General features: G+C 75.6%; 18 protein-coding genes. 11 read left to right on the plus strand and 7 right to left on the minus strand.

Annotated features, from left to right (window positions below; translation table 11 throughout):
- The first annotated feature begins 37 nt into the window (after positions 1–37).
- The 5 genes from J4709_RS07445 to J4709_RS07465 are packed head-to-tail and all read left to right on the plus strand — an operon-like array spanning position 38 to position 7,461.
- Positions 38–1,336, plus strand: coding sequence for an SWIM zinc finger family protein (locus J4709_RS07445; RefSeq protein WP_208238379.1), 1,299 nt, complete (start codon positions 38–40; stop codon positions 1,334–1,336).
- A complete protein-coding gene (locus tag J4709_RS07450) occupies positions 1,333–2,931 on the plus strand; it encodes a DUF5691 domain-containing protein (protein ID WP_208238381.1) in 1,599 nt (532 codons plus the stop codon). Before J4709_RS07445 ends, J4709_RS07450 begins: the two co-directional genes overlap by 4 nt.
- Positions 2,928–4,037, plus strand: coding sequence for an ATP-binding protein (locus J4709_RS07455; protein WP_443608287.1), 1,110 nt, complete (start codon positions 2,928–2,930; stop codon positions 4,035–4,037). Before J4709_RS07450 ends, J4709_RS07455 begins: the two co-directional genes overlap by 4 nt.
- Positions 3,998–6,301, plus strand: a complete 2,304-nt coding sequence (locus J4709_RS07460) for a DUF5682 family protein (protein WP_208238383.1) — start codon at positions 3,998–4,000, stop codon at positions 6,299–6,301. The genes J4709_RS07455 and J4709_RS07460 overlap by 40 nt, the downstream gene beginning before the upstream one ends.
- Entirely contained in the window at positions 6,298–7,461 is a 1,164-nt protein-coding gene (locus J4709_RS07465; protein ID WP_208238385.1) for a VWA domain-containing protein, read from the plus strand. Before J4709_RS07460 ends, J4709_RS07465 begins: the two co-directional genes overlap by 4 nt.
- On the opposite strand, the gene J4709_RS54560 is transcribed toward J4709_RS07465, so the two are convergent.
- Positions 7,462–9,234 carry a serine/threonine-protein kinase gene (locus tag J4709_RS54560; RefSeq protein ID WP_269757097.1) on the minus strand — a complete coding sequence of 591 codons (1,773 nt, stop codon included), beginning with the start codon at positions 9,232–9,234 and terminating at the stop codon, positions 7,462–7,464. It lies immediately after the preceding gene.
- A 176-nt stretch (positions 9,235–9,410) separates the two neighbouring features.
- Between J4709_RS54560 and J4709_RS54565 the strand changes: the two genes are divergently transcribed.
- The 3 genes from J4709_RS54565 to J4709_RS07485 are packed head-to-tail and all read left to right on the plus strand — an operon-like array spanning position 9,411 to position 11,907.
- Positions 9,411–10,469 carry a DUF6777 domain-containing protein gene (locus tag J4709_RS54565; protein WP_208238387.1) on the plus strand — a complete coding sequence of 353 codons (1,059 nt, stop codon included), beginning with the start codon at positions 9,411–9,413 and terminating at the stop codon, positions 10,467–10,469.
- 23 nt (positions 10,470–10,492) lie between these two features.
- The gene (locus J4709_RS07480) at positions 10,493–10,882 is read left to right on the plus strand and encodes an ArsR/SmtB family transcription factor (protein ID WP_208238389.1); all 390 of its coding nucleotides are present in this window, start codon (positions 10,493–10,495) and stop codon (positions 10,880–10,882) included.
- Complete coding sequence (locus tag J4709_RS07485) at positions 10,879–11,907, plus strand: cation diffusion facilitator family transporter (RefSeq protein WP_208238391.1); 1,029 nt, start codon at positions 10,879–10,881, stop codon at positions 11,905–11,907. The genes J4709_RS07480 and J4709_RS07485 overlap by 4 nt, the downstream gene beginning before the upstream one ends.
- Before the next feature lie 72 nt (positions 11,908–11,979).
- Here J4709_RS07485 and J4709_RS07490 read toward each other — a convergent pair whose 3' ends face one another.
- Both J4709_RS07490 and J4709_RS07495 read right to left on the minus strand, forming a co-directional pair.
- Complete coding sequence (locus tag J4709_RS07490; protein ID WP_208238393.1) at positions 11,980–12,867, minus strand: amidohydrolase family protein; 888 nt, start codon at positions 12,865–12,867, stop codon at positions 11,980–11,982.
- 69 nt (positions 12,868–12,936) lie between these two features.
- Entirely contained in the window at positions 12,937–13,866 is a 930-nt protein-coding gene (locus tag J4709_RS07495; RefSeq protein ID WP_208238395.1) for an alpha/beta hydrolase, read from the minus strand.
- Between the two features lie 164 nt (positions 13,867–14,030).
- On the opposite strand from J4709_RS07495, the gene J4709_RS07500 reads away from it, so the two are divergent.
- Positions 14,031–15,017: a diacylglycerol/lipid kinase family protein gene (locus J4709_RS07500; protein ID WP_208238397.1), complete on the plus strand. Its 987-nt coding sequence runs from the start codon at positions 14,031–14,033 to the stop codon at positions 15,015–15,017.
- 30 nt (positions 15,018–15,047) lie between these two features.
- Here the strand turns inward: J4709_RS07500 and J4709_RS07505 are convergent, their stop codons facing one another.
- Positions 15,048–16,157, minus strand: a complete 1,110-nt coding sequence (locus J4709_RS07505) for a DmpA family aminopeptidase (RefSeq protein WP_208238399.1) — start codon at positions 16,155–16,157, stop codon at positions 15,048–15,050.
- Entirely contained in the window at positions 16,154–16,780 is a 627-nt protein-coding gene (locus J4709_RS07510; protein WP_208238401.1) for a TetR/AcrR family transcriptional regulator, read from the minus strand. The genes J4709_RS07505 and J4709_RS07510 overlap by 4 nt, the downstream gene beginning before the upstream one ends.
- A gap of 152 nt (positions 16,781–16,932) precedes the next feature.
- Here J4709_RS07510 and J4709_RS07515 point away from each other — a divergent pair, with 152 nt between their 5' ends.
- A complete protein-coding gene (locus tag J4709_RS07515) occupies positions 16,933–18,351 on the plus strand; it encodes an APC family permease (RefSeq protein ID WP_208238403.1) in 1,419 nt (472 codons plus the stop codon).
- Here the strand turns inward: J4709_RS07515 and J4709_RS07520 are convergent.
- Together J4709_RS07520 and J4709_RS07525 are read right to left on the minus strand one after the other, a co-directional pair.
- Complete coding sequence (locus J4709_RS07520; protein ID WP_208238405.1) at positions 18,348–18,902, minus strand: PadR family transcriptional regulator; 555 nt, start codon at positions 18,900–18,902, stop codon at positions 18,348–18,350. The genes J4709_RS07515 and J4709_RS07520 overlap by 4 nt on opposite strands.
- Positions 18,903–18,972: 70 nt before the next feature.
- Positions 18,973–19,845: an aldo/keto reductase gene (locus J4709_RS07525; protein ID WP_208238407.1), complete on the minus strand. Its 873-nt coding sequence runs from the start codon at positions 19,843–19,845 to the stop codon at positions 18,973–18,975.
- 90 nt (positions 19,846–19,935) lie between these two features.
- Here J4709_RS07525 and J4709_RS07530 point away from each other — a divergent pair, with 90 nt between their 5' ends.
- Positions 19,936–20,601 carry a helix-turn-helix transcriptional regulator gene (locus tag J4709_RS07530; protein WP_208238409.1) on the plus strand — a complete coding sequence of 222 codons (666 nt, stop codon included), beginning with the start codon at positions 19,936–19,938 and terminating at the stop codon, positions 20,599–20,601.
- Positions 20,602–20,623 lie beyond the last annotated feature (22 nt).

A 20,623-nucleotide genomic window follows, 5' to 3' on the forward strand; every position in this document is an offset into this window, starting at 1 on the left:
CGCGGAGAATGTCGGAGGGGGCGGATAGTTTCGGGGTGTGAGCAGCGGTCGATGGGATCGGGGGCGGGTCGCCGCGCTGGCGCCGGACGCGGCCGCCGCGACGGCGGCCGGTGGCGTCGCCCGGCCCGCCAAGTGGAGCGGGGCGGGGTGCGACGCCGAGGCCGTCTGGGGCGAGTGCCAGGGCAGCGGCAAGAGCGTCTACCGGTCCTGCGCCGACCTGGCCGGGCCGGCGTTCCGCTGCTCGTGCCCGAGCCACAAGATCCCGTGCAAGCACGTCCTCGGGCTGCTGCTCCTGTGGTCGGACGGGACGGTCGAGGCCGGCGCGCGTCCCGGCTGGGTCGCCGAATGGCTGGAGCAGCGCCGCGAGCGGGCCGGTAGGGCGCAGGAGCGCAAGGCCGGGGCGCCGAAGGCGCGCGACCCGAAGACGGTGGAGCGCCGCGAGCGGCGGGTCGAGGACGGTCTCGCCGAGCTCGACCAGTGGCTGCGCGACCAGGTGACGCACGGGCTCGCGCAGGCGGAGAAGGCGCCCTACGGGCTGTGGGACGACGCCGCGCGGCGGCTCGTCGACGCGCAGGCGGGCGCACTGTCGGGGCAGGTCAGGGCGCTGGCGGCGATCCCTCGGCAGCCGGGCTGGCCCGACCGGATGCTGGAGGAGTACGCGCTGCTGCGGCTGCTCGTGCTGGCCTACCGGAGGCGCGGCGAGCTGCCCGCTGGGCTGCGCGACACCGTCCGCTCGCGGGTCGGGTTCACCGTCGCGCAGGACGACGTGCTCCGCGACGGCGAGCGGGTCCGCGACCGCTGGTGCGCGACCGGCTCGCGGGACTCCGTGCAGGACCAGCTCACGACGCGGCGCGTCTGGCTGCGCGGGCGCGAGACCGGGCGGCCGGCGCTCGTGCTGTCGTTCGCGGCGCCCGGCGCGAGCCTGGACTCCTCGCTGGCCGTCGGCACCGAGGTCGACGCGGAACTGGCCTTCTATCCGGGCGCGCAGCCGCTGCGCGCGCTGGTCGCCGAACGCCACGGCCCGGCCGTCGAGGCGGTGCCCGGCGGGACGTCCGTCGCGGGGTTCCTCGACGAGCACGCCGCCGCGCTGGCGAACGATCCGTGGCTGGAGCGCTGGCCCGCGACGCTGGAACGGGTGCGTCTAGCGCGAGGCGAGGGCGGCGCGCTGCACGTCGTCGACGAGGCGGGCGACGCGCTGCCGCTGCGGATGGCGGACCCGTGGCGGCTGCTGGCGGTGTCCGGCGGCGGGCCCGTCGCGTTCGCCGGCGAGTGGACGCCGGACGGGCTGCGGCCGCTGGCCGCCTGGCAGGCCGACGAGGGGGCCGTGCTGCTGTGAGCGGCTGGAACGAGCACGTCACCGCGGCGCTCCTCGGCACCGAGCGCCGCGACCCGCCCGTCCTGCCGGAGGCGCCGGACGGCCGCGGCACCGACCGGGCCGGCCGGCTGCTGGACCAGGCCGCGCTGCTGACCGTCGCGCGGCGGGCCGGGCGCGTTCCCGGGCCCGGCGCCCTGGACCTGATCGCCCCGGCGCCCGCCGAGGACGCGCCCGTCGTGCCGCCCGCGGCGGCCGCCCGGCTCGCCCGGATCCTGCGCGGCGAGCAGGTCCAGGTGCTGCCCGAATGGCTGGACGCGGCGGCGGCGCGCGGGCTGCGGGTGCCGGCGCGGCTGCTGCCCGACCTGCTCGAACGCGGCCGCGGCGACCGGGTGCTGCGGCCGTCGATCGGCCGCGCGGCCGGGCGGCGCGGCGTGTGGCTGGCCCTGCGCAACACCGACTGGGCGTACCTGGTCGGGGAGGGCGGCGACCCGGGCGGCGGCGCCGAGGTGTGGGAGACCGGCACCCGCAACCAGCGCGCCGCGCACCTGACCGCGCTGCGCGGCACCGACCCGGCGGCGGCCCGCGAGGCGCTGCGGGAGACGTGGGCGAAGGAGCCCGCGCCCGACCGCGCCGCCTTCCTCGGCACGTTCCGGACCGGGCTGTCGCTCGACGACGAGGAGTTCCTGGAGTCGGCGCTGGAGGACCGCGGCAAGGACGTCCGGCAGCTCGCCGCCGACCTGCTCGCCCGGCTGCCCGGCTCGGCGTACGGGGAGCGGATGGCCGCGCGGGCCCGCGGCTGCCTGACCCCGCGGCTCCGCACCGTGCGCGGACGGGAGCAGACCTGGATCATGGTCGAGCCGCCCAGCGCGCACGACGAGGAGCTGGCGCGCGACGGCGTCCCGTTCCATCCCGGCGGGTCGTTCGCGCCCGGCGGCGGCGGGCGCCCGGTGGGGACGCGGGCGGCCTGGCTGCGCGAGATCCTCGCCCGCACACCGCTGGGCACCTGGACGGACCTGTTCGGGCTGCCGCCGATGGAGATCGTCTGCCTGCCCGTCGCGGCGGCCGGGGCGGCCGAGGGACGGTCCGGCCGCGACGAGCAGGACGGCGACGCCCGCGACGTCCACATCGGGTGGGCGCGGGCCGCGCTGAAGCAGCACGACGCCGCGTGGGCGCGCGCGCTGCTGAAGGGCGGGGTCATGGTGGACGAGCCGGGCGCGCTCGCCGACCTGCTGGCGGTCCTGCCGGCCGGCGAGCGGGACGCCGCGGCGGCCGGCCTGATCCGCTGGGTGGAGGGCCGGTCCGAGCTGCCGCCGATCCTGGAGCGGGTGCCCGGACCGTGGACCGGCGACCTCGCCGCCGCCGTCGTCGGCACGCTCACCGCGTCCGCCGGGCGGCCGACCCGCCGCGACGAGCACGCCCTCACCCAGCTGTGCCGGCTCGCCGAGCAGCGGCTCGACCCGTCCGCCGCGGCCCGCCTCGAAACCCTGCTCACCGAACAGAACCGGCCGGCCGATCAGACGCCGGCCCCGCGGGAGCGGGCCGTGCCGCGGGCCGTCACCGCCCTGGTCGCCGCCCTGCGCTTCCGCGACGAGATGCTGAAGGAGCTCGCCCCGTGACCGAACCCGCGACCGGAGATCCCCTGCCCGCCGGCGTGCTGCGCCCGCACGCCGAGCAGGAGTACGCCGGCGAGCTGGCCCGGCTGGCCGAGCACGACGACCGGCCCCGCCCGCCCGGCTGGCGGCTGTCGCCGTGGGCCGTCACGACCTACCTGCTCGGCGGCGAGCTGCCCGACGGCACGGCGATCGCGCCGAAGTACGTGGGGCGGCGGCGGCTGATGGAGGTCGCGGTGGCGACCCTCGCGACCGACCGGGCGCTGCTGCTGCTCGGCGTGCCCGGCACCGCGAAGACCTGGGTGTCGGAGCACCTCGCGGCGGCGATCAGCGGCGACTCGACGCTGCTGGTGCAGGGCACGGCCGGGACGGCGGAGGAGGCGATCCGCTACGGCTGGAACTACGCGCGGCTGCTGGCGGAGGGCCCGTCGGAGAAGGCGCTGGTGGAGAGCCCGCTGATGCGGGCGATGCGGCTCGGCGCGGTGGCGCGCATCGAGGAGCTGACCCGGATGCCGTCCGACGTCCAGGACACCCTGATCACGGTGCTGTCGGAGAAGACGCTGCCCGTCCCGGAGCTGAACACCGAGGTGCAGGCGCGCAAGGGCTTCACGGTCATCGCGACCGCCAACGACCGCGACCGCGGCGTGAACGAGCTGTCCAGCGCGCTGCGCCGGCGGTTCAACACGGTGGTGCTGCCGCTGCCCGACACCGTCGAGGACGAGGTCGACATCGTGGCGCGCCGCGTCGACCGGATCGGCGCGTCGCTGGAGCTGCCGCAGGCCCCGGCGGGGCTGGAGGAGATCCGCCGGGTCGTCACCGTGTTCCGGGAGCTGCGCTCGGGCCTGACCGCCGACGGCCGCACGAAGCTGAAGTCGCCGAGCGGGACGCTCAGCACCGCCGAGGCCATCTCGGTGATCACCAGCGGGCTGGCGCTCGCCGCGCACTTCGGCGACGGGGTGCTGCGGGCGGCGGACGTGGCGGGCGGTCTGGTCGGCGCCGTCGTCCAGGACCCGGTGTCGGACCGGGTGGTGTGGCAGGAGTACCTGGAGGCGGTCGTGCGGGACCGCCCCGAATGGCGGGACTTCTACCGCGCCTGCCGGGAGGTGTCTTGACGGCCGGACGGGTCGAGGTCTTCGGGATCCGCCACCACGGGCCCGGGTCGGCGCGGGCGCTGCACGGCGCGCTGGAGGAGTTCGGGCCGGACGCGATCCTGATCGAGGGGCCGCCGGAGGCCGACGGGATCGTGGAGCTGGCGGGCGACCCCGGCATGGTCCCGCCGGTCGCGCTGCTGGCGTACTCCCCCGCGGGCCCGTCCGGCGGCCCGGCGGGCAAAGCGGGCAAGGAAGACCGCAAGGCCGCGTTCTGGCCGTTCGCGGAGTTCAGCCCGGAGTGGCAGGCGATCCGGTACGGGCTCGCGGCGGGCGCGGCCGTCCGGTTCTGCGACCTGCCCGCCGCGAACCAGCTCGTCCCGCCCGAGGAGTCGGACGGAGACGCGGACGGCGCGGAACCGGGCGAGCGGCCGCCGGACGACGTCCGGCTGGACCCGCTCGGAACGCTGGCGAAGGCCGCCGGGTACGACGACCCCGAACGCTGGTGGGACGACGTCGTCGAGCACCGCCACGAGGGCCCGTCGCCGTTCCCGGCGATCGCCGAGGCGATGGCGGAGCTGCGCGAGACCGTGGCTCCCTCGCCCGCCGACCCGCGCGAGGAGCAGCGCGAGGCGCACATGCGCCGGACGGTCCGCCGCGCGCTGAAGGAGGGGTTCGAGCGGGTCGCCGTCGTCTGCGGCGCCTGGCACGTCCCGGCGCTGACGGCGAAGGTGCCCGCCACGCACGACGACCGGACGCTGCGCGGCCTCCCGAAGACGAAGATCGCGATGACGTGGGTGCCGTGGACGCACGGCCGGCTCGCGGGCCGGTCCGGCTACGGCGCGGGCGTCCGCTCCCCCGGCTGGTACCACCACCTGTTCGCGGCGCCGGACCGGCCGGTCGAGCGGTGGCTGACCGGCGCCGCTCGGCTGCTGCGCGAGGAGGACCTGCACGTCTCGTCCGCGCACGTGATCGAGGCGGTCCGGCTGGCGGAGACGCTCGCCGCGCTGCGCGGCCGCCCGCTCGCCGGGCTCGACGAGGTCACCGAGGCGACCCGCGCGGTGCTGTGCGAGGGCGCCAAGGCGCCGGTCGAGCTGATCCGCGAGCGGATGGTGGTCGGGGAGCGGCTCGGCGCCGTCCCCGACCGGACGCCGATGGTGCCGCTGCAGCGCGACCTGCAGGCCGAGCAGCGGCGGCTGCGGCTCAAGCCGTCCGCGCTCGGCAAGGAGCAGGACCTCGACCTGCGCAAGCCCACCGACCTGGAGCGCAGCAGGCTGCTGCACCGGCTCCGGCTGCTCGAAGTCGACTGGGGCGTGCCCGCGGAGAGCCGGTCGAAGGGCACGTTCCGGGAGACGTGGACGCTGGCGTGGCGGCCCGAGTTCGACGTCGAACTCATCGAGGCGAGCGCGTGGGGCACCACCGTGCGGGACGCGACCACGGCCCGCGCGGAGGCGATGGCCGCCGGCGCCGCGGCGCTGCCGGAGCTGACGTCGGTCGCGGAGCGCTGCCTGCTCGCCGACCTCGGCGACGCGCTGCCCACGGTGATGCGGGCCCTCGCCGACCGGGCCGCGCTCGACACCGACGTCGCGCACCTGATGGCGGCGCTGCCCGCGCTCGTGCGCGCGCTGCGCTACGGGGACGTGCGCGGCACCCCGACCGGTCCGCTGCGCACGGTCGTCGACGGCCTGGTCGTCCGCGTCTGCGTCGGCCTGCCGCCCGCCGTGTCCGGCCTCGACGACGACGCGGCCCGCGACTTCCTCGGGCACGTCGACGCCGTCCACGGCGCCCTCGCCCTGCTCGCCGACGACGGGCACCTGGAGCGCTGGCGCTCCGCCCTGGAGAACCTGATCGCCCGGCCCGACGCCCTGCACGGGCTGCTCGAAGGCCGCATCACCCGGCTGCTGCTGGACGCCGGGCGGCTGCACGACGTGCCCGCCCGGATGGCCCGCGCCGTATCGGTGGGCGCCGCCCCGGCCCGCGCCGCCGCCTGGGTCGAGGGGTTCCTGTCCGGCGGCGGGCTCGTCCTCGTGCACGACGAGGAGCTGCTCCGGCTGGTCGACGGCTGGATAGCCGCGCTGCCCGCCGACGCGTTCACCGACGTCCTGCCGCTGCTGCGCCGCACGTTCGGCGCGTACGCCGCCGCCGAACGGCGCGCGATCGGCGAGCAGGTCCGCCGGGCCGAGGCCGCGTCCGGGCCGTCCCGCCCGTCCGCCGGCGACCTCGACGAGAAGCGCGCGGCGCCCGCCGTCGCCACCGCCCTGCGCGTCCTCGGCTGGGAGGCCCGATGAACGACGACCCGGAACGGATGCGGCGCTGGCGGCTGGTGCTCGGCGGCGAGAAGGCCGACGGCACCGGCGTCTCCCTGACCGGCGACGACGCCCGGATGGACGCGGCGCTGGAGAAGCTCTACGGGGCGGGCGACGCCGGCGGGGGCCGGCCGCGGCCGGGCCGGCGCGGCGCCGGGCTCGGCGACTCCGCCCCGTCGGTCGCCCGCTGGCTCGGCGACATCCGCACCTACTTCCCGTCCACCGTCGTCCAGGTGATGCAGAAGGACGCGATCGAGCGGCTCGACCTCACCCGGCTGCTGCTGGAGCCGGAGATGCTGGAGGCCGTCGAACCGGACGTCCACCTGGTCGGGACGCTGCTGTCGCTGAACAAGGTCATGCCGGACCGGGCGCGGGAGTCGGCGCGCGCCGTGGTCCGCAAGGTCGTCGACGAGCTGGAGCGGCGGCTCGCGCAGCGGACCCGCTCGGCGGTCGGCGGCGCCCTCGACCGGTCCGCGCGGGTGCTGCGGCCGAAGCGGCTCGCGGACGTCGACTGGGACCGGACGATCCGCGCGAACCTGCGGCACTACCTGCCCGAGCACGGCACGCTCGTGCCGGAGCGGATGATCGGGTACGGGCGGCGACGGCAGGCCGTGCAGCGGGACGTGGTCCTCGCGATCGACCAGAGCGGCTCGATGGCGGCGTCGGTGGTGTACGCGAGCGTGTTCGGCGCGGTGCTGGCCTCGATGCGGTCGCTGCGGACGTCGCTGGTGGCGTTCGACACCGCCGTCGTCGACCTCACCGACCAGCTGCACGACCCGGTCGAGGTGCTGTTCGGCACCCGGCTCGGCGGCGGCACCGACATCAACCGCGCGATCGCGTACTGCCAGGGCCTCGTGACCCGGCCCAACGAGACCATCCTGGTGCTGGTCAGCGACCTGTACGAGGGCGGCGTCCGGGACGAGATGCTGCAGCGGGTCGCGGCGCTGACCGCGGCGGGCGTGCAGGTCGTCGTGCTGCTGGCGCTGTCGGACGACGGCGCGCCGGCCTACGACCACGACAACGCCGCGGCCCTCGCCGCCCTCGGTGTGCCCGCGTTCGCGTGCACCCCCGACGCCTTTCCCGACCTGATGGCCGCCGCGATCGAGCGCCGCGACCTCGGGGAGTGGTCGCAGCGGCGCTGATCAGGAGGCCCACAGCCCCTGGGCCAGCAGCAGCACGACCAGCGCGGTGAGGGCCGCGTGCCCGGCGAGCGCGGACGGCTGCACGGTGACCAGCGCGCCCCAAGCGGCCCACATCGCGACCCGGACGACGCGCGCCGCCAGCACCGTCCACGCCGCCGCCCGGCTGCCCCGCCACGCGACGATCACCGCGACCAGCGTGACGACCGCGACCAGCGCGAACGAGGACGCGACCACCGGCAGCAGCCCGCCCCGGTGCCCGCTGCTGAGCGACGGCCGGGCGATGAGGATCGCGAGGGCGGCGACGTCCAGCGCGGCGAGCAGCGCCGCCAGCGCCAGCCCCGTGACGACCCCCGGCCCCCGCCGCAGCCGCCGGTACGTCCGTGCGGGCGCCGCCGCCGAGCCCGGATGCCCCTGCTCACCGACCGGACCTGGGTAGCCGGACGACCCAGGGGAGCCGTGAGGTCCCTGAGGCCGGAGAGGCTCGCGGTATTCAATGTGTTGCGAGTGTCCGGAAGGGCCGGAGTGTCCTGGCGATGCCTGGTAGGGCTCAGTCGCCGCACCCGGTCCCGGCGCGCCTGAACCGGGCGGGCGGCCCGGTGCGGCGGCCTCGGTCGAACCGGGACCGGCACCGAAGCCGGCGCCGGTCGGTGCTTCCGCGGCGCCGTACGCACCGGGCGGTGATCCGCCGGCTCCCGCGCCGGGCGCGGCCCCGGCCTGCGCCGATCCGGCGGACGGTCCGGGCTGCGGCGGTCCAGGCCGGGCGGCGACTCCGGGAGGAGCGGTTCCGGGCGGGGCGGCTCCGGGCTCGGCGGTGCCGGGCGGGGTCGCGCCGGAAGGTTTGGGGCCGGGGCCGGTGGTGGCCGTCCAGGTGGCGGTCGGGGGCTCGGGGAGGGCCGCCGTGGCCGGGGCGGCGGACGGGTCGAAGCGCGGGTGCGGCGGGCCGGGGCGGTCGCCGAGGAGGCGGAGCAGGACGTCCTCGGAGGTGGGGCGGGCCTTGGGGTCCTTCGCGAGGCAGGCGGCGGCGACCGCGGCGATCGGGCCGGGCAGCGCGTCGAGAGCGGGCGTCTCGTGCATGATCCGGTACATCACGGCGGGCAGCGCGCCGCCAGCGAAGGGGTCGCGACCGGTGGCGGCGAACAGCAGGGTGGCCGCCCACGCGAACAGGTCCGTCGCGGGCGACACCCGGCCCGCGAACTGCTCTGGCGCCATGTAGGCGGGGGTGCCGACGACCTGGCTGGTCAGCGTGGCGCCGGCGTCGAACGCGCGGGCGATGCCGAAGTCGATCACGCGCGGGCCGTCCAGACCCATCAGCACGTTCTGCGGCTTGAAGTCGCGGTGCACCACGCCCGCGCGGTGGATCGCGGTGAGGGCGGTGGCGGTGCCGATCGCCAGCCGGTCGAGGTCGGCGCCGGTGCGCGGGCCCTGCTCGTGCACGAGCTCGCGGAGCGACCGGCCCGGCACGTACTCGCTGACGATGTAGGGGCGGTCGCCGTCCATGTCGGCGGCGAGCACCTGGGCGGTGCAGAACCCGGCGATCCGCTGCAGCAGCGCCAGCTCGCGGACGAACCGGGCGCGGGCGGCGGCGTTGGCGAGCAGCTGCGCGTGCAGCAGCTTGACGGCGACGCGCGGCGGCGTCCCGGGCGGGCCGGCGCCCGGGCCGGCGGGGCGGCCGAGGTAGACGACGCCCTGGCCGCCGGTGCCGAGCCGCCCGAGGATCTCGTAGCCGCCGAGGCGGGTGGGATCGGCGGCGGTGAGGGGAAGCGGGCTCGCCATCGTGTCCCCCGTCCGGTCCCGCAATACCGGCCCGCGGCCGGCGCGAGAATTCTGTATTCCCCCGGGCACTAATCGGCACCGCCCGGCATCCAAGAGTATAGGTTCGCAGCACCCGGAGCGGGAGACGACGCATGCTCGAGATCAATTCACGAATGGCGCGGGGCCGAATTCCGATCATGGCGGCCGGGGTCCTGGTGCTGGCGGCCGGGACGGTGGCGGGCTGCGGCGACGCGGGGGCCGCGATCACGCGGCTGACCGTGGGCTCGCCGGGGCGCGACCCGTACACGCTCGCGGCGGACACCGACCAGGTGAAGGTCGCCGCGCGCCCGGCGCGGGGCGGCACGATGGACGGCGACACGCCCGGCCTGTACGGCGGGACGCGCCGGATATCGAGCTGCGACCAGCGCAGGCTCGTTGCGTTCTTGCAGGCCAACCCGGACAAGGCGCGGGCTTGGGCGGGGGTGCAGGGCATTCCGGTGAGCGACATCGCGCGGTACGTGTCGCGGCTGACGCCGGTGCTGCTGCGCACCGACACCCTGGTGACGAATCACGGTTACCGGGACGGGAAGGCGACGAGCGAGGCCGCGGTCCTGCAGGCCGGAATGGGGGTTCTGGTCAATGGCTACGGGGTTCCCGCGGTGAAGTGCAATTGCGGTAATCCGCTGACCGCCCCGGAAAGCAAGATCAGAACGTCCGGCGCGCGCTACAGTGGCCGAAAGTGGCCGGGATTCCAGGGGCGGAATGTGACCCGGATCCGGCCGCGGGATTCCCGGCGGGGAACGATCACGGTCTTCGTGCTCGTCGATCCCGGGGTGACGATGGGCTTCGAGCGGCCGCGCGCGACCGCCGGCACCGACGACGGGCCGCCGCTGCCGCTGCCCGCCACGGAGACGGCGCCGCCGTCCGGCTCGCCGGCCCCGGTCGACTCGGGGGACGGTTCGCCGGGCTCGCCCGCGCCGGGAGACGGGTCGCCGGCCCCCGGGTCGCCGGAGCCGGGGTCTCCCGAGCCCGGGACGCCCGGGTCCGCGGGGCCGGAGAGTCCGCAGCCGGGGGTGTCGCCGGGCGGCGGACCGGGCACGGGGACCACGACCGGCACCGGCGGCGGGCCGGGGACCGCGCCCGGGACCGGGTCCGGGACGGAGACCGGGGCCGGGACGCCGGGCGACGGGCCGCAGAGCCCGGTGATCTCGATGGCGCCGCCCGCCGGATCGGCGGGGTCGTCCCCGGCGCTCTGATCCGCGGTGCTACATTTGCACATATGAGCAGTGCTTCAGATGTCATCCCCGCGGAGGCGTGCGCCGTCCGCGTGGTCGACGCCGCGAAGGTCGCGCTCGTCTCCGCGTCGATGCCGGACGCGGAGACGGTCGGGGAGCTGGCGCAGGTGTTCGGGCTGCTGGCCGACCCGGGCCGGCTCCGGGTGATCACCGCGCTGCTGGAGGGCGGCGAGATGTGCGTGTGCGACATCGCCGCGTCCTGCGGGCAGTCGGAGTCGTCGGTGTCGCACGCGCTGCGGCTGCTGCGCGCCAACCGCGTCGTCCGGGTCCGCCGGGCCGGCCGGATGGCCTACTACCGGCTGGACGACTCGCACGTCCGGATGCTGCTCGATCTCGCCCTCGCGCACGTCGGCCACGGGGAGGACGGCACATGACCGCGAAGCCGGAGAACGCGCCGGAGCAGCACGGGCACGGCCATGGCCATGGGCACGGCCACGGGCACGGGCACGGCGTTTCCGCCAACGCGGACCGGCGGCTGCTCGGCGGCGCCCTCGCGCTGATCGTCGTCTACATGGCGGGCGAGGTCGCGATCGGCCTGCTGGCCGGGTCGCTCGCCCTGCTCTCCGACGCCGCGCACATGCTGACCGACGCGTTCGCGATCGCGCTGGCGCTGGTCGCGATGCGGATCGCGGCGCGCCCGCCGCAGGGCGGGTTCACGTTCGGGCTGCGCCGCGCGGAGATCCTGTCGGCGCAGCTGAACGGGCTGACGCTGATCCTGCTGGCGGCGTTCTTCGTCTACGAGGGCGTCCACCGGCTGATCAGCCCGCCGGACGTGCACGGCCAGTTCGTGTTCTGGACGGCCCTGGCCGGCATCGTGGTCAACCTCGGCGCGACGTGGCTGCTGAGCCGCGCGAACCGGACGAGCCTGAACGTGGAGGGCGCGTTCCAGCACATCCTGAACGACCTGTTCGCGTTCATCTCCACGGCGATCGCGGGCCTGGTGGTGTGGACGACCGGGTTCGCCCGCGCGGACGCGATCGCCTCGCTGGTGGTGGCGGCGCTGATGCTGAAGGCCGGGTACGGGCTGCTGCGGGACGCGGGGCGGGTGCTGATGGAGGCCGCCCCGGCGGGCATCGACCCGTCCGAGCTGGGCGCCCGGCTGGCGGAGCGGCCGTGCGTCGAGGAGGTGCACGACCTGCACGTGTGGGAGGTCGGCTCCGGCTATCCGGCGCTGTCGGCGCACGTGCTGGTGGACGCGAAGGGCGACTGCCACGCCGTCCGCCGGGACATGCAGGACGTGCTGCGCGACGCCTACGGGATCACCCACACGACCCTGGAGGTCGATCACGTGGACGGGCCGTCCCGGCACGGCCACTGCGAGGACTCGCACGGCCCCCGGCACGTGGGCGAGGCCGACCAGCCGCACGAGCACGCGGGCTCGGCCCCCTGCGACCACTGACCGAACCTCGTTCACTTGCGGCGTGTCGTCCTTAAGAGGCGCTTGATAAGGCCGACACGCCGCAAGTCGACGTCAGAGGTCGAAGAGCTTGGCGGCGGCCTCCCAGCAGACGGCGCGGAGCCAGTCGTCGCCGAGGCCGAGGGCGGCGAGCGCCTCCAGCTGGTGGGCGTACTCGTAGGGGATGTTGGGGAAGTCGGTGCCGAGCAGGATCCGGCCCGCCAGCCCGAGGTCGCGCAGCCGCGGCAGCAGTTCCTGGGGGAACGTGCCGAGCCCGCCGGCGAACCGCGTGAAGGTCATCGTCGTGTCGAGGTGGACGCCGCCGTACCGGTCGGCAAGGTCGAAGAAGCCGCCGAACTCGGGCGCGCCGAGGTGGGCGATGATCGCGGTGAGCCGGGGGTGGCGCGCGAGCACGCCGGCGAACGGCCCGGGGCCGGTGAACCCGTGGGCGACCGGGCCGGACCCCGCGTGGACCAGGGCGGGCACGCCGGCCTCGGCGAGGACGCCCCACACCTCGTCCAGCTCCTTGGACCGGGGGTCGAAACCGCCGACCTGGAGGTGGACCTTGAACACGCGCGTCCCGGACTCCAGGGCCCGCCGCACGTAGGCGGCGGCACCCGGCTCGGGGTAGAACGTCCCGGTCTGCAGGCATTCGGGGACGCGGGCGGCGAACTCGGCGCCCCACTCGTTCAGCGACTCGGCCATCCCGGGCCGGTGCGGGTACAGCAGCGCGGTGAACGCGCGGACGCCGAGGCCGCGCAGGAACGCCAGCCGCTCCTCCTCCGAGTCCCGGTACCGGATCGGCCACTCCGTGCCGATCAGGGGCCCGGCGTCGTCGAAGTACGCCCAGACCGCGCTCATCAGCCGCGGCGGCATGAAGTGGACGTGCGCGTCGATGATGCCGGGCAGCCCGAGCGCCTGCCAGAACGCGGGGACAGCGGAATCCGAACGAGGTTCAGTCACGCCCCAGACCCTAGCCGCAGCCCCGCGGGCCACCGGTCACGGCTCAGCCGATCACGCCTCTTCCCCGCCTCAGCCGATCGCGGCCAGCAGCGCCGGGAGGGCGGCGCGCAGCTCGCGCCGCCAGTACGGCCAGGTGTGCGTGCCGCGGTAGAAGTGCGTGGAGATCGGGATGCCGAGCTTCTTCAGCTTGCCCGCGAACTCGCGGGACACGGTGCCGGCGAGCGCCTCCACTACGTCGTGCGCGGTGCCGGGCCGCGGGTCGTAGGGCCCGGGACGCCCGTCCCCGGCGCTGACGTGCAGGTGGACGCCGGCGAGGCGGTCGGCGAGGTCGAACGGGTTGTGCTGCCGCCAGACGACGCGCTGCTCGTCGGGGTCGCCCCACACGTCCGTCCAGTCGCGGGCGGGCTCGGCGATCGCGACGGCCAGCTCCACGAGGTCGGCGACGTCGAGGCCACCCGGGTCGCGGTGCAGGGTGTGCACGGGGCCGCTGAACGAGGCGGCGGCGCGGAACAGGCCGCGGTGCCGCGCCGCGTAGGCGAGCGCGCCCATCCCGCCGGTCCCATTCCCGGCGACCGCGCGCTGCGTTCCGGCGCGGTATCCGCGTTCGAGTATCTGGCGCAGCTCGGCGAGATGGAACGTCTCCCACTTGGGCGCCCCGCCGTCGCCGCGATTCCACCAGTCGGTGTAATTCCCGCAGCGGCCGCCGTCCGGCATGACGACGATCACATCGCCGTCCTCGGTGAGGTCCTCGACCTCGCCGTGGTCGGTCCAGGCGGTGTGCCCGGCGCCCGCGCCGTGCAGCAGCCACAGCACCGGCCAGGTCCGGGACGCCTCCCGTGACCAGCCCGGGGGCAGGACGAGCCGGGCGTGCACGACGCCGGCGAGGACGGGTGAGCGGACCGCCAGGTCCAGGACGCGGCGGCGGGGCCGGTGCTCGCCGACGACGGTCGCGCCGTCGTCGGCGGGTGCTGCGGACGGGGCGGCGCCCCCGGTGGCCATGGACATATTTTCCGTCCCGGTCATTCAGCTGTGGTTCACCGGTAATGTCCCCACTTCCCGCCATGTTTCAACGCGAAGTAATGGGTTTATAAAACAGCGGACCCGGAGGGCCGGGCGGCCGCCGGGTAGGGTGGCGCGAACGAGTGGAGGGCGGCCGAGTCGAGATGCGGAGCAAAGCGGAGCTGGAGTCGGCGATCGGCAAGGGCGGCCGCGCGGTACTGGTGATCAACTCGCGGTCCCGGCGGGGCCGCCGGCTGTACGGCCGGGCGCGCCGCCTGCTGGACGAGGCCGGGATCGCGTTCGACCAGGTGTTCCCGGTGACCGATCCGACCCGGCTGCGCGAGCTGTTCGGCGACGTGCTGGCGCTGGAGCCCGACCTGGTCGTGGTCGGCGGCGGGGACGGGACGGTCGCCGAGGCGGTCGGGCACCTCGCGCACCGCGACATCGCGCTCGGCGTGCTGCCCCTCGGCACCACCAACAACTTCGCGCGCAGCCTGGAGCTGCCGCTGGACCTGCCCGGTGCGGTCCGGACGGTGGCGCTCGGCGGGCCGGGCGGCGGGAAGGTCGCCGACGTCGACGTCGGCTGGTTCGAGAGCACCGGCGACCCGCAGGGCGAGGGCCCGGGCGCCGACCGCGAGCACATCTTCGCGAACATGGTCAGCCTCGGCCTGTCGGTGCAGGTCGCGGGGCACGTCCCGCACCTGCTGAAGCGGTATCTGGGGCGTCCCGCGTACGCGATGACGGCCGCGGGGCTGCTGCCCCGGCACGAGGCGTTCACGGCCCGCGTCACGATCGACGGGGAGACGACCGAGTTCCGGACGCACCAGCTGAACATCGCCAACGGCGCGCACCACAGCGGGCAGCGGATCGCCCGCGACGCCAGCCCCGACGACCGGCTGCTCGCCGTCTACCGGCTGGGCGACGAGCGGCGGCTGAAGCTGGCGTCCGCGACGGCCCGGCACGTGCTGACCGGGCCGTGGCGGTCGCTGGACGAGGACGCGTTCCTCACCACCGCGCACGTGGAGATCGAGACGGACCCGCCGATGCGGGTGGACGTGGACGGCGAGATCCGCGGCCGGACGCCGGTGACGATCCGGCTGCGCGGCAACGCGCTGCGGGTGATCGTCCCGCAGGCGTTCGACGACACCTGATCCGCCCGGCGGAGCCGGCGGAACCGCCGGTCAGAGCACGCCGCGCGCCGCGAGCAGGTCTCGGAGCCGGTCGTGCGGGAGGGCGGGCGACCGGTGCCCGTCCCGCCCGACCATGGTGCGGGCGGCCAGCAGCGCGTTCAGCACGGCCTCCTCGACGGCCTGGACGACGGCCTCGAAGAACGGGTCGATCCGGTTCCACGGGACGAACCGCAGCGTCTCATAGCCCTCCTCCCCCGCCGGGAAGCCGCCGGTGAGCGCGCCCGTGTTGGCGGTGGAGAAGGCCAGGAAGATGTCGCCGGACGAGTGCTGCCCGTAGGTGCCGGTGCGGGCGAGGCCGAGCGGGACGCGGCGGGCGAGCGCGGTGCACTGCCCGGGGATCAGCGGCGCGTCCGTCGCGACGACCGCGATGACCGAGCCGGCGCCGGCGAGGCCGAGCCAGTCGGTGTCCTCCATCGGGTTGTCGTCGGCGAGGGCCGCGCCGGCCGGGACGCCGCAGACGGCGAGGTCCTTGCGGGAGCCGAAGTTAGCCTGGACGAGCGCGCCGACCGTGTAGGCGTCGCCGCCGTACCGCACGACCCGCGAGGACGTCCCGTTGCCGCCCTTGAAGCCGTAGCAGTTCATGCCGGTCCCGCCGCCGGCGTTGCCCTCCTCGACGGGGCCGCCGCGCGCCGCGTCCAGCGCCTGGACGGCGTGCTCGGGGCGCACGTGGGCGCCGCCGATGTCGTTGAGGTAGCCGTCCCAGGTCTCGGCGACGACGGGCAGCATCCAGTCCTGCGACCCGGGGCACTCGCGGAGCATCCACTCGATGGCGCCGCGGTGGCAGGCGCCGACCGCGTGCGTGTTGGTGATCAGGACGGGCGTGTTCAGCGCGCCGGTCTCGGCGAGCCAGTGCGAGCCGGTCATCTCGCCGTTGCCGTTCAGCGAGTGCACCCCGGCCGCGCACGCGTCGCGCAGGCCGGTGCGGCCGCGCGGGAGCAGCGCCGTGACGCCGGTGCGGACGGGGCCCTCGCCGGTACGCAGCGGGCCGTCCCCCGAGACGAGCGTGACGGTGCCGACCTCGACGCCGGGCACGTCGGTGATCGCGTTGAGCGGGCCGGTGTCGCCGGGCAGCGGCAGGCCGAGGGCGCGGGCGCGGGTCATGTGTCACCTTCCGGGTCGAAGTCGGCGGGGTCGCGGCCGGTGGCGTCGGCGGCGTAGCCGCGCAGCAGCCGGGCGGCGTGCGCGGCGTCCACGGCGGGCACGGCGTTGACGATGTGCAGGCCGTACCCGTCCTCCAGCGCCACGAGCGTACGCGCGATCTCGGCGGCGTCCCGGGTGAGCCGGAACGCGCCGGTGGCGGCGCCGGACTCCAGGATCGCGGCGTAGATGCCGACCTGCCGCTCGAACAGCCGGATGTGCTCGGCGGCGTAGGCGGGGTCGCGGCGGGAGACGGTGCCGAGCTCGTACAGCAGCACGCACAGCTCGTCGCCGGGTCCGGACGGCAGGCCGCTGGCGATCATCGCGGCGAGCCGGCGGCGCGGGTCCGGCGCGCCGCGGACCGCGTCCTCGCGGGCGGCGCAGAACCGGTCGACGGCCTCGCGCTGCACCTCCCGCAGCAGGTCGGCGAGCGTCGGGAAGTAGTACAGGACGGAGCCGGGCGACATCTGCGCCCGGTCCGCCACGTCGCGCAGCCGCAGCCCGAGCATGCCGCGCTCGGCGACCGCGCGGCGCGCGGCGCCGACGAGCTCGGCGCGCTTCTCGGCGGCCCTGCTGGGTCGTGCCATGCCCACATTCTCCGAAGATCATTCAGACAATTCAAGTCAGGGCGGCGAGGAGAACATCCGAGACCAAGACGTTATCCGAGATGCGCTTGACCCGACCGCCCGGGGTTCTTTGACACTCGTTCAAAGAACCCCGTCGGGAGGTGCCCACCCCCATGGCCGCATCGAACCTCCGCCCGCCGGCCGCCGCCGGCCGTCCCCCGGCCCTGCACCGGGGGCTGCGCACCCTCGGCGCGCTGCTCATCGTGCTGTCCGCCGTCACGCCCGCCTCGTCGGTCTTCATCATCGCGCCGGGGGTGATCGGCCAGGCCGGCACCGGCGCGTTCTGGAGCTTCGCCGCGGCGGGCGCCGTCGGCGTCCTCATGGCGTTCGTGTACGCCGAGCTGTCCTCGGCCTACCCGCTGACCGGCGGCGAGTACGCCATCGTCGGCCGCACCCTCGGCCGGCTGCCCGGCTTCGTGGTGCTCGGGCTGATCCTGATCACCCAGCTGCTGATCCTCGCGGTGATCGCGCTCGGCGCCGGCACCTACCTCGGCGTGCTCGTGCACGGCCTGGACGGCCCGGTCGTCGCGGCGCTCGCGGTCGCCGTCGCCACCGTCGTCGCGATCTTCGACATCAAGGTCAACGCCCTGGTCACCGGGGTCTTCCTGGCGATCGAGATGGGCGCGCTGCTGGTGCTGTCCGGGCTCGGTCTCCTGCACGTGGAGCGGCCGTTCACCGACCTGCTCGCGCACCCGGTCGCGGCGGCGGACGGCGGGGGCCTCGCCGCCACGTCCGCCGGGCTGATCGCCGCCGCCACCGCCGTCGCGATCTTCGCCTACAACGGCTACGGGTCCGCGGTGTACTTCGGCGAGGAGACCCACGACGCGCCGCGCGCCGTCGCCCGCACCATCCTGTGGGCGCTCGGCATCACCGTCGCCGCCGAGCTGATCCCGATCACCGCCGTCCTGCTCGGCGCCCCCGACCTGAAGGAGCTGCTCGGCTCCGACGCGATGATGGAGTACTTCATCACCGCGCGCGGCGGGCACGCCCTCAACACGGTGATCAGCCTGGCGATCGCGCTGGCCATCCTGAACGCGGTCATCGCGATCATGCTGCTCACCGCCCGGCTGATCTTCAGCTCCGGCCGGGACGGCACCTGGACGCCGCGGATCGACGGCGCGCTCACCGCGCTGCACCCCCGGTTCGGCACCCCGTGGATCGCCACGGTCGTCACCGGCGCGCTGAGCGCCGCCGCCTGCTTCCTGAACGAGAAGTTCCTCCTCGTCGTCACCGGCACGTCCCTTGTCGCGGTGTACGCGGCGCTGTGCCTCGCCGTGATCGCGGGGCGCCGCAACGGGACGACCGCGCACGCGAAGTACCGGATGCCGCTGTTCCCGGTCGCACCCGTCGCCGCGCTCGCCGCCCTCGCGTACGTGATCTACCAGAACGCCAAGGACCCCGAGGTCGGGCGGCCCAGCCTGCTCGTCACGGTCGTGGTGATGGCGGTGTCGGCGGGGTACTTCGCGCTCGTCCTGCGCCGCCGCGGCGGCTGGGAGCTGAAGGGCGGGCAGGACGGCGAGGAGGCGGGCTAGCGCTCGTCGGCCATGACGTAGTCGCCCGCCTCCAGGCGCTCGATGAGGCCCTCCGCCCACCGCATGGCCGAGTCGGCGGAGTGCACCCACCAGCCGAGCAGCTCGTGCAGGTGGGCCGGGTCCGCCGGCGCCTCGTACAGCGGCATGACGTTGGCGCGCCGGGCCGCCAGGCCCTCCAGCCGCTGCCGGAGCAGCTCGACCGCCTCGGGACGGGTCAGCTCGGCCAGGAAGGCGAGCCCGGCCGTCAGCATCTCCGGGTGCCGGACGTCGACCGTCGAGATCGCGCAGCGCAGCAGCCGGAAGAACTCCTCCCGGCCCGCGCCGGTGATCTCGTAGTCGGTGTGCGGCGGCCCGGCGTCGCTCTCCTCCACGTCGTGCGCGAGCAGCAGGCCCTCCTTGGCCAGCTGCCGCAGCGCGTGGTAGATCGAACCGGGGTTCACGTGCGCCCACTCGTCCGAGCCCCAGGAGATCAGCTCCCGGCGGACCTCGTACCCGTGGGCGCGGCCGAACCGCCGCACCCCGCCGAGGACCAGCAGCCGCGTCGCCGACATTCTCACCCTTCCCTGTCCGAGCCGACGTTCAGGGTAGAGCCTGCGGCGGGTCCTCGCGTCGCGGGCCGCGTCAGCCGCGCAGCTCCGCGAGGTCGGCGGCGGTGAGCGCCAGCCGCCCGGCGGCCATGTTCTCCTCCAGATGCGCCGGGGATCCGGTGCCGGGGATCGCCAGCATCACCGGGGACAGCGCGAGCAGGCCCGCGAGCAGCACCTGCGGGATCGTCGCGCCGTGCCGGGCGGCGACGGCCTTCACGCGGTCGTCGTCGGGGATCCCGAAGCCGCCGAGCGGGAAGTACGGCGCGTAGGCGATGCCGTCGCGCTCGCAGATCGCCAGTAGCTCGGTGTCGGCCGGCAGGGTGATGTCGAACCTGTTCTGGACGGCGACCACCGGCGCGATCTTCCGTGCCTCGGCGAGCTGGGCGGCGCTGACGTGGCTGAGGCCGAGATGCCGGACGAGCCCCTCCTCGCGGAGCCCGGCGAGCACCTCGAACCGCTCCCCGATCGGCTGGTCCAGCGGCGTCTCCAGGCCGCCCGGCCGCAGGTAGACCAGGTCGAGGCTGTCGCGGCCCAGTTCGCGCAGGTTGCGCTCGACCTCGGCGTGCAGCGCGGACGCGGGCAGCTCGCCGGTCGGGTACGGGTCGTCCGGGCCGCGGGCCGGGCCGACCTTCGTGGCGATGACCAGGCCGTCCGGGTAGGGCGACAGCGCGGTGCGGATCATCTCGTTCGCGGCGAGGCCGGACGGGTGGAAGTAGAACGCGGCGGTGTCGATGTGGTCGGCGCCCAGCTCGACGGCGCGGCGCAGCACCGCGAGGGAGGTGTCCCGGTCGTTGGGGGCGCCGCCGCGGGTGCTGGCCGGCAGCCGCATCGCGCCGAAGCCGAGCCGGGCGACCCGCAGGTCGCCGCCGAGGTCGAAGTGGTCGTCACGGGTGATCGAGGTCGTCATGCGCCCCACTGTGCTGCGCCCGCCCCGGCCCGGCGAGCCGGTGGCATCTTGCTGCCACCCCCTCCTCGCCGCGTGGCAGAATGTCAGTCGATGACAGCCGACCTCGACCAGAACGTGATCCTGCGGGGCGAGCAGGAGCTGATCGAGCGCGCCTGGCGGCTGTTCCTCGCACGCGAGGAGTTCGCGTGCGCCGCGACGGACATGCACACCTGGGCCATGCCCGAGATCCGCGAGCGGATCGCGGCCGACCGGCGGAGGCGGGTGCCGCGGCCCGCCGCCTACAAGCTGCACAACCCGGCCGCGCTCGCCGACGAGGAGTCCGAGCGGCGGCTCGTGGAGATCGCCAAGGCCGGCGCGAGCGTGCGGATCTGCACGACGCCGCTGCCGCACGAGACGATCATCGTGGACCGGCGGACCGCGATCCTCGCCGGGCCGCCGGAGAACGGGGTGCGCGAGTACACCGTCGTCCGGTCGCCGAGCGTGGTGAAGGGCGTGGTGTCGCTGTTCTGGGCGACCTGGGAGACCTCCGCCGACCTCGCCGACTACCGGCGCGAGCGGCCGCCCGCGCTGAGCGAGGAGAGCCGGCGCATCCTGCGGCTGCTCGCCGGGGGGCTGAAGGACGAGGCCGCCGCCCGGCAGCTCGGCATGTCGCTGCGCACCTACCGGCGCCGCGTCGCCGAGATCCTCACCCTGCTGGACGCCGGGTCGCGGTTCCAGGCAGGGCTGCGCGCCCACGAGTTCGGGCTGATCGGCTGACGCGCCCCGGCGGCCGGACGGC

Origin of the sequence: Actinomadura violacea (assembly GCF_017573465.1) — a bacterium.
Taxonomy (GTDB): Bacteria; Actinomycetota; Actinomycetes; order Streptosporangiales; family Streptosporangiaceae; genus Spirillospora; species Spirillospora violacea.

Bases quoted from the DNA above. Each gene is read 5' to 3' on its own strand.
- J4709_RS07460 (WP_208238383.1), top strand. From the start codon at position 3,998: ATGGCGGGACTTCTACCGCGCCTGCCGGGAGGTGTCTTGACGGCCGGA.
- J4709_RS07465 (WP_208238385.1), top strand. From the start codon at position 6,298: ATGAACGACGACCCGGAACGGATGCGGCGCTGGCGGCTGGTGCTCGGC.
- J4709_RS54560 (WP_269757097.1), bottom strand. From the start codon at position 9,234: ATGGCGAGCCCGCTTCCCCTCACCGCCGCCGATCCCACCCGCCTCGGC.
- J4709_RS54565 (WP_208238387.1), top strand. From the start codon at position 9,411: ATGGCGGCCGGGGTCCTGGTGCTGGCGGCCGGGACGGTGGCGGGCTGC.
- J4709_RS07480 (WP_208238389.1), top strand. From the start codon at position 10,493: ATGAGCAGTGCTTCAGATGTCATCCCCGCGGAGGCGTGCGCCGTCCGC.
- J4709_RS07485 (WP_208238391.1), top strand. From the start codon at position 10,879: ATGACCGCGAAGCCGGAGAACGCGCCGGAGCAGCACGGGCACGGCCAT.
- J4709_RS07495 (WP_208238395.1), bottom strand. From the start codon at position 13,866: ATGGCCACCGGGGGCGCCGCCCCGTCCGCAGCACCCGCCGACGACGGC.
- J4709_RS07500 (WP_208238397.1), top strand. From the start codon at position 14,031: ATGCGGAGCAAAGCGGAGCTGGAGTCGGCGATCGGCAAGGGCGGCCGC.
- J4709_RS07505 (WP_208238399.1), bottom strand. From the start codon at position 16,157: ATGACCCGCGCCCGCGCCCTCGGCCTGCCGCTGCCCGGCGACACCGGC.
- J4709_RS07510 (WP_208238401.1), bottom strand. From the start codon at position 16,780: ATGGCACGACCCAGCAGGGCCGCCGAGAAGCGCGCCGAGCTCGTCGGC.
- J4709_RS07515 (WP_208238403.1), top strand. From the start codon at position 16,933: ATGGCCGCATCGAACCTCCGCCCGCCGGCCGCCGCCGGCCGTCCCCCG.
- J4709_RS07520 (WP_208238405.1), bottom strand. From the start codon at position 18,902: ATGTCGGCGACGCGGCTGCTGGTCCTCGGCGGGGTGCGGCGGTTCGGC.
- J4709_RS07525 (WP_208238407.1), bottom strand. From the start codon at position 19,845: ATGACGACCTCGATCACCCGTGACGACCACTTCGACCTCGGCGGCGAC.
- J4709_RS07530 (WP_208238409.1), top strand. From the start codon at position 19,936: ATGACAGCCGACCTCGACCAGAACGTGATCCTGCGGGGCGAGCAGGAG.